General features: G+C 76.4%; 5 protein-coding genes. 2 read left to right on the top strand and 3 right to left on the bottom strand.

Annotated features, from left to right (window positions below; genetic code table 11):
- Positions 1–102: 102 nt before the first annotated feature.
- Together K7G60_RS28350 and K7G60_RS28345 are read right to left on the bottom strand one after the other, a co-directional pair.
- Positions 103–1,215 (bottom strand): DUF2637 domain-containing protein, encoded by a 1,113-nt coding sequence (locus K7G60_RS28350; RefSeq protein ID WP_225803798.1) that lies wholly within the window; start codon positions 1,213–1,215, stop codon positions 103–105.
- Positions 1,216–1,428: 213 nt separating this feature from the next.
- Entirely contained in the window at positions 1,429–2,295 is an 867-nt protein-coding gene (locus K7G60_RS28345) for a (2Fe-2S)-binding protein (RefSeq protein WP_225803797.1), read from the bottom strand.
- Between the two features lie 193 nt (positions 2,296–2,488).
- Here K7G60_RS28345 and K7G60_RS28340 point away from each other — a divergent pair, with 193 nt between their 5' ends.
- Together K7G60_RS28340 and K7G60_RS28335 are read left to right on the top strand one after the other, a co-directional pair.
- Complete coding sequence (locus K7G60_RS28340; RefSeq protein WP_225803796.1) at positions 2,489–3,346, top strand: GntR family transcriptional regulator; 858 nt, start codon at positions 2,489–2,491, stop codon at positions 3,344–3,346.
- Positions 3,347–3,471: 125 nt separating this feature from the next.
- The gene (locus K7G60_RS28335; RefSeq protein ID WP_225803795.1) at positions 3,472–5,124 is read left to right on the top strand and encodes a WD40 repeat domain-containing protein; all 1,653 of its coding nucleotides are present in this window, start codon (positions 3,472–3,474) and stop codon (positions 5,122–5,124) included.
- A gap of 40 nt (positions 5,125–5,164) precedes the next feature.
- On the opposite strand, the gene K7G60_RS28330 is transcribed toward K7G60_RS28335, so the two are convergent.
- Complete coding sequence (locus K7G60_RS28330) at positions 5,165–5,953, bottom strand: hypothetical protein (protein WP_225803794.1); 789 nt, start codon at positions 5,951–5,953, stop codon at positions 5,165–5,167.
- Between the last annotated feature and the right edge of the window lie 283 nt (positions 5,954–6,236).

Below are 6,236 nucleotides of genomic sequence, written 5' to 3'. Positions count from 1 at the left end.
GGGGGGGCGGGGGGGGGCGGGGGGGGGGGGGGGGTGGGGGGGGGGGGGGGGGGGGGGGGCCGGGGGGGGGGCCCCCCCGCCGGTCTCCTTCTGTTCCCCCGTTCAGCCGAACTGCTGCTCCAGATCCTTGAGCTTGCGCTCCAGGGAGTCGAGACGGGGCAGCGCCTGGGTGTCGTCCTCGGCGGTGAGGTCCACCGTCCGGGACTCGCCGGGGCGGGGCTCATCGCCCCTCACGGCTTGGAGGGAGGGCCGGGGTCGAAGCGGCAACTGTCCGGGGTCCGCTATGGCGGGCTCCGCGACGGCTGCCTGCACGGCCGCCGTCGCGGAGCCCGAACCGCTGCCCGCACCCGGGCCGGGACCCGTACCGGACGAGGTGCCGAGGGCCGCCATCTCGACCTGGCGACCGCCGCCGCGGCCGAGCCCGAAGGCACGGTGCTGACGGTTGATCGCCTTGAGCCTGGCCCGGTCCAGCTTGACCTGGTCGCGCCGGCGGAGCCGGTTCTGCTCCTTCTCCCGCCGGTCCTCGCGCACCTCGTCGACCGCCTCGTCCAGGGTCCGCACGCCCTCCAGGAGCATCAGCGACCAGGCCGCGAAGGTCTCCCGGGGCGCCCTCAGCCACCGCACGATGCGGATCTGCGGCAGCGGGCGGGGCACCAGGCCCTGCTCGCGCAGCGCGGCCCTGCGGGTCTGCTTCAGCGCCCGGTCGAAGAGGACCGCCGCCGAGAGGGACATGCCGGCGAAGAAGTGCGGAGCGCCGTCGTGGCCCAGACCGCGCGGTGCGTGCACCCAGTTGAACCAGGCCGCCGCGCCCGCGAACAGCCAGACGAGCAGGCGCGAGCCGAGGGCCGCGTCGCCGTGGCTGGCCTCGCGGACCGCGAGCACCGAGCAGAACATGGCGGCGCCGTCGAGGCCGAAGGGGACGAGGTACTCCCAGCCCCCGGCGAGGTTCAGGTTCTGCCGGCCGAAGCCGACGAGACCGTGGAAGGAGAGCGCCGCCGCGACGGCCGCGCAGAGGAAGAGCAGACCGTACGAGGCGAATCCGTAGACGGCCTCCTTGCGTCTGCGGCGCTCCTCGCTGCGTTCCCAGGAGTCGTCGGCCGCGGCCTGGTCACCGGCGCGCTTCCCGCGCGCGAGCACCGCCACCGCCGTCAGGACTCCGGCCACCATCACGCCACCCGGAAGCAGCCAGTCCAGCGATATGTCGGTCAGTCTCATGCGGTGTCCCTTGCATCGCAGTAGGGCGTTTGGCGGCCCATACTGGCCGACCCCGTGGGGTGCTCAAGGGGTTTCGGGGCAAGAGCACGCCATCGGGGTCGCGGGGCGCACGAATAGGTGCGATCTGGTCGAACACCCGTACAGGGAGGGGTGATTGAGTTCGATTCGAGCCACTCGAACGGGTGGCGTAATCGAGGTCGTGGCCCAGGAGCCTCAGGCGGGCGCGGCCAGTCGGCGGACGCGCTCGGCGTCGCAGGTGCGCGGACAGGTGAGACAGGTGTCCTCGGGGCGCAGCGTGTAGAAGAAGCAGCACGTGGCCCGGTCGCGGGTGACGCGCGGGGCGCCGTCCGCCCCCTCGGTGCCGGCCAGCTCGCGGAAACCCGCCCCGCCCGCGTACGGCTTGTACGGCTTGGGGGTGCCCGGCAGGAGGAGTTCGAGCTCGGCCATCGCCCGCCGCTCCTCGCCGAGCAGGGCCGCGACGTACCAGAGGCCCTCGACGATCTCGTCCGTGGCCATCCCCCACAGGGCCCGGCGGCCGCGCCGCATCCGGGGACCGAAGCCGTCGAGGACGGCCTCGAAGTGCTCGGCGAGCGAGGCGCGCACCTCGGCCCGCAGCGCCTCCTCGTCGGCGACGACCCGGGCGCCGGGGAGGGCGGCCGCGGGGTCGCCCGGCAGGCAGGCGAACTCCTCCACCCGGACCGCCATGCGGCCGATCGCACGCTGGAAGGCCACGTTCCGGACGGGCAGGCGGGGCACCCTGCGGTCCAGGAACCAGGGGAGGGTGACGAGGAGACAGGCGGGCCAGGCGTACCGGTGCAGCCCGAAGCTCGCGACGACGTCGGGGCGGGCGCGGGTGCCGTGGTCGCGCAGCACCTGCGCGTCGTCCCAGGCGAGGAAGGCGTCGAGGCGGGGGCCGCCGGCCGCGAGCTCGTCCGCGCCGACCCAGCCCACGCCGCTCGGCAGCAGTTCGCCCCGGGCGTGTTCCTCCATCCGCAGGCCGGAGAAGACCTCGGAGAGCCGGGCGTAGGAAGCCGCGACGGGCGAGGCGAGGGGAGCGGGCAACAGGGCGGGGACGGTCATGCGGACCACCGAATCGCGAGCGTTGGCAGGTTAGCCTTACCTTACCCGATTCGGGGTGGTCTCTCACCACCGGAGAACCCCTCCCACCTGCGGGGCAGCCCGTATGCCCCGGATGTCGGTCCGTTCGCCTATGGTGCACAGAGGGCCCTGGCGACGCGAGCCGGGCCCGGCACGAGGCCGCAGGAGGACCCGGGTGGAGCAGGGCGCAGCGCGCGAGCGGGCGACGGAGAGACCGTCCCCGCCCTTCGGCGACGCCGCGGGGACCGTACGTCCGGAGTCCGCGCGCACGGCGTCCGTACGTCCGGAGCCGCCGCGCGCGGAGTCCGCACGGGTCCCGGAGCAGACGCGCGGCACGGAGCCGGGCCGTGGCCCCGAGCACGCCCGCGGTGAGCACACCCACGACGAACCGGCGGGCCCCGGCCCCCGCACCGTGCGCAGGCACTCCGTCCGCGGCCAGATCCTCGAAGCGCTCCGCACCGCCCTCGTCGGCGGTGAGCTCCGCCCCGGCGAGGTGTACTCGGCCCCCGTCCTCGCCGAGCGCTTCGGCGTCTCGGCCACCCCCGTCCGCGAGGCCATGCAGCGCCTCGCCGTCGAGGGGGCCGTCGAGGTCGTGCCCAACCGCGGCTTCCGCGTCACCGAGCGCACCCCCCGCGAGCTCGCCGAACTCGCCGAGGTCCGCGCGCTCATCGAGGTCCCCGTCATGCTGCGGCTCGCCCGCACGGTCCCGGCCGCCCGCTGGGCCGAGCTCCGGCCGCTCGCCGAGGCCACCGCGACCGCCGCCGCCCGGGGCGACCGCGCCCACTACGCCGAGACCGACCGGGCCTTCCACCGGGCCGTCCTCTCCCTCGCCGGGAACGAGCAGCTGCTCGCCGTCGCGGACGACCTCCACCGCCGCTCGCAGTGGCCCCTGATCAGCGCCCCCGCCCTCCGCCACGGCGACCTCGTCGCCGACGCCGCCGAGCACACCGCCCTGCTGGACGCCCTGATCGCCCAGGACCTGACCGTCGTCCAGGCCCTGGTGCGAGAGCACTTCACCGGCTCGGAGTGCTGAGACCCTCCCCGCCGACCGGACAGGGCATGATCCGGTCCTGATCGACGGGGCTCCCCGCGGCCCCGGGACGACTAAGGTCGGAGGCGTCAGCCGTTCGCCGTACCGCGTCACCCGTGAGGTGTCCCATGCCGTCCGCGAGTCCGCCCCCGGCATGGGGCGGTACGGAACCCGAGGCCGCCGCGCTGCTCGGCTGGCTCACCGATCCCGAGGCGCCCCGGCTCTGTCTCGTCACCGGCGCCCCGGGCAACGGCAAGACGGCGCTCCTCGGCTGGCTCGCCGCCCACGGCCCGCGCTCCGGACGCTCCCGCCGCCGGGCGCCCCGGGCGCTCGTCCCGCTCGCCGGGCAGAGCGCCCTCGGCGCGGCCTGGACGATCGCCGACCGCCTCGGTGTCGTGGCCCGGTCGCCCGGCGACCTCGTCCACGCCCTCGCCACCAGCGAGCCGCGGCCCGCCGGCCGGGCCGTCCTCCTCCTCACGGACCTCCACGCGGCCGCCGAACCCGCCGCGCTCACCCGGCTCATCGTGGAGCTCGCCGAAGTCGGGAGGATCCGCCTCGTGGTCGAGGCCCGGAGCGACACCCCGGCCCCGGCCGCCCTGCGCGCCGGACGCCGGGTCACCGTCGTCGACCTGGACGGCGGCCCCGAGTCCGCCGACGGCGTCCGGGCGGAGCCGGCCCCGCCGCTGCCGGACCTCTCCGACCCGGCCGCCGTCTGCGCGGCCGACCCGCTGCTCGTCACCACGGCGTACGTCACCGGCGCCGCCCTCGCCGGGGTGCCCGGCACCCTCGACGGGCCCGAGCCGTCCGCCCGGCCCGGCGAGGGCACCGTCGACGAGCACGGGGGGCTCCGCACGGCCTGGATGCGCGCCGGGCAGTCGCTCTGCCGCGACCAGGACCCCTCGGACAGGGCGCTGGTCCTGCTCGCCGCGCTGGGCGACGGTGCCGACCCCCGGCTCCGCCCCGCGCTCGCCGACCTCGCGGCGGCCGCGCCGTGGCGGCTCCGGTGGGCCCGTCACCGCGGCGACCTGACACCGCCCTGGCCGGGCCCCGTCGCCGTGCTCGGCGCGGCGGGCGGCCCCCTGGAGGGCACCCTCCTCGTCGGCGACCCCACCGGCACCGTGCGTCTGCTCCACGAGGCCGACGCGAGCCCGGCCGGCCGTCTCGCGCACACCGTCCCAGGCCGGATCACCGCGCTGGCGCCCGCGCCCGACGGCACGGTGCTGCTCCTGGACGACCGGGGCCGGCTGCACGCCGTACGCGGAACGGTGCCCAGGCCCCCGTACCTGGAGCGGCTGACCGAGGCGGTCTCGGCGACCCTGGCCCGCCACCCGGGCACGGCCCTCGCGGCGATCGCCGGCTCGGTGGTGGTGGGGGACCGGCTGGGCTCCGTCCACGCCTTCGGCCTGACGGGACTTCACCAGTCGGCCGCGCACAGCGGCCGGGTCACGGCCGTCGCCGCGGTCGAGTCCGAGACCCCGTTCGTCTGCTCCGGCGGCGCGGACGGGAGCGTCCGGCTCTGGACGCCGGGCCGCACCGCGCGCCCCGAGCCCCTCGCCGAACGCCCCTCGCCGGTCGTCTCCCTGCACGCGACCGAGACCCCGCACGGGCCGCTGGTCGCCGCGGCCTGGGCCGACGGCCTGGTCGAACTCCACCGGCCGGAGGGCGGTCCGACGCTCTCCTTCCGCCCGGGCCCCCCGGTCCGCGCGGTCGCGGTCACCGGCGCGGGCTCCCTGCTCGTCGGAACCGACGAGAGCCTGGTGTGCCTCGCGCCGCGGAACTGAACCGTGACGGGACGTCAGCAGCCGCCCCGTACGGGCGGCTTCAGGCGGCGGGGCGGGGTGTCAGCTGGGCCGAGAGCCAGGTCGGCACCCCGCCGAGCAGCTGGAAGAGACGCCGGGCCTCGGCCCGCAGACGACCCGCCTCCGGTTCGGTCTCCGTGGTCGCCAGCGCGGTGAGCGCCGGGGCCGTGCCGACCAGGTAGCCCAGCTCCTCGCGGATCCGCAGGGACTCCGTGAAGCCGTGCCGCGCCTCCGCCAACTCCCCTTCGCGCAGGGCGAGTCCGGCGAGGTGCCGCCAGGTGAAGGAGAGCAGGAGCGAGTCGCCCTGGGCGGTCGCCCCCTCGTGCGCCCTGCGGTACGCGGCGCGGGCCGCCTGCGGTGAGTCGCCGAGGTTCTGGGCGATGAGCCCGCGCCGGAAGTCGAGCAGCGGCCGGCCGGCCGCCGCGGGGCCGATCAGCGCCGCCGCCCGGCCCAGCGCCATCCGGGCCTCGTCGGCCCGGTCGCGCACCCCCAACAGGGTCGAGGCGTAGGCGAGATAGCCGCGTTCGCAGGCCGCGGCCCCGCGTTCCTCGTCGGTGCCGGCGACGGCCTCGGCCGCCCGCAGCGCCTCCTCGGCGTCGGCCCAGCCCTTCTCGGTGTAGAGGCAGCGCTCGATGAGCAGCGCGGCCCGTTCGAGTGCGGCTGCCGGTTCGGACGCGTGCGGCGCGAGCAGCGCGGCCGCGTCCGTCCAGCAACCCCGGGAGCGGAGCCGCCATATGGCGGTCTCCACGGGTGTCTCCTTGCCGTAGGCGAGGGACGGATCTTCGCCACCCCTTGATTCGGAACCAGACATGGCGGTATCCGCCACATTGCCCTCCCCGAGCGCGCCATTGAGCTGTTGAGTAGGACGGCATCTCAGCACGGATGGGAGCACCCGGCCAAGGGGTCGGGTGAAAAATTTCACAAGACTCCGGAGGGGGCGCCGACCCCCGTCGCGGGCGGTTCGGACGGAGCGCCGGACGGCCGATCGGCCCGTGATCACGCCGGTGATCAGGCCCGGGCCCGGTCGGCCGGCCCCACGCCGGAGGGCCCGCCGCGGCCCCGGTCGCCACTCCTCCGGACTCGCCCGAAGGAGT

The organism is Streptomyces sp. NK15101, assembly GCF_020400725.1.
Classification (GTDB): Bacteria; Actinomycetota; Actinomycetes; order Streptomycetales; family Streptomycetaceae; genus Streptomyces.
The sequence above is the reverse complement of the archived record's forward strand: the minus strand, read 5'-3'. Positions and strand labels throughout refer to the sequence as shown.

What these genes read in the sequence shown, in the direction of transcription:
- K7G60_RS28350 (WP_225803798.1), bottom strand. Translation starts at nt 1,215, where the DNA reads ATGAGACTGACCGACATATCGCTGGACTGGCTGCTTCCGGGTGGCGTG.
- K7G60_RS28345 (WP_225803797.1), bottom strand. Translation starts at nt 2,295, where the DNA reads ATGACCGTCCCCGCCCTGTTGCCCGCTCCCCTCGCCTCGCCCGTCGCG.
- K7G60_RS28335 (WP_225803795.1), top strand. Translation starts at nt 3,472, where the DNA reads ATGCCGTCCGCGAGTCCGCCCCCGGCATGGGGCGGTACGGAACCCGAG.
- K7G60_RS28330 (WP_225803794.1), bottom strand. Translation starts at nt 5,953, where the DNA reads ATGTCTGGTTCCGAATCAAGGGGTGGCGAAGATCCGTCCCTCGCCTAC.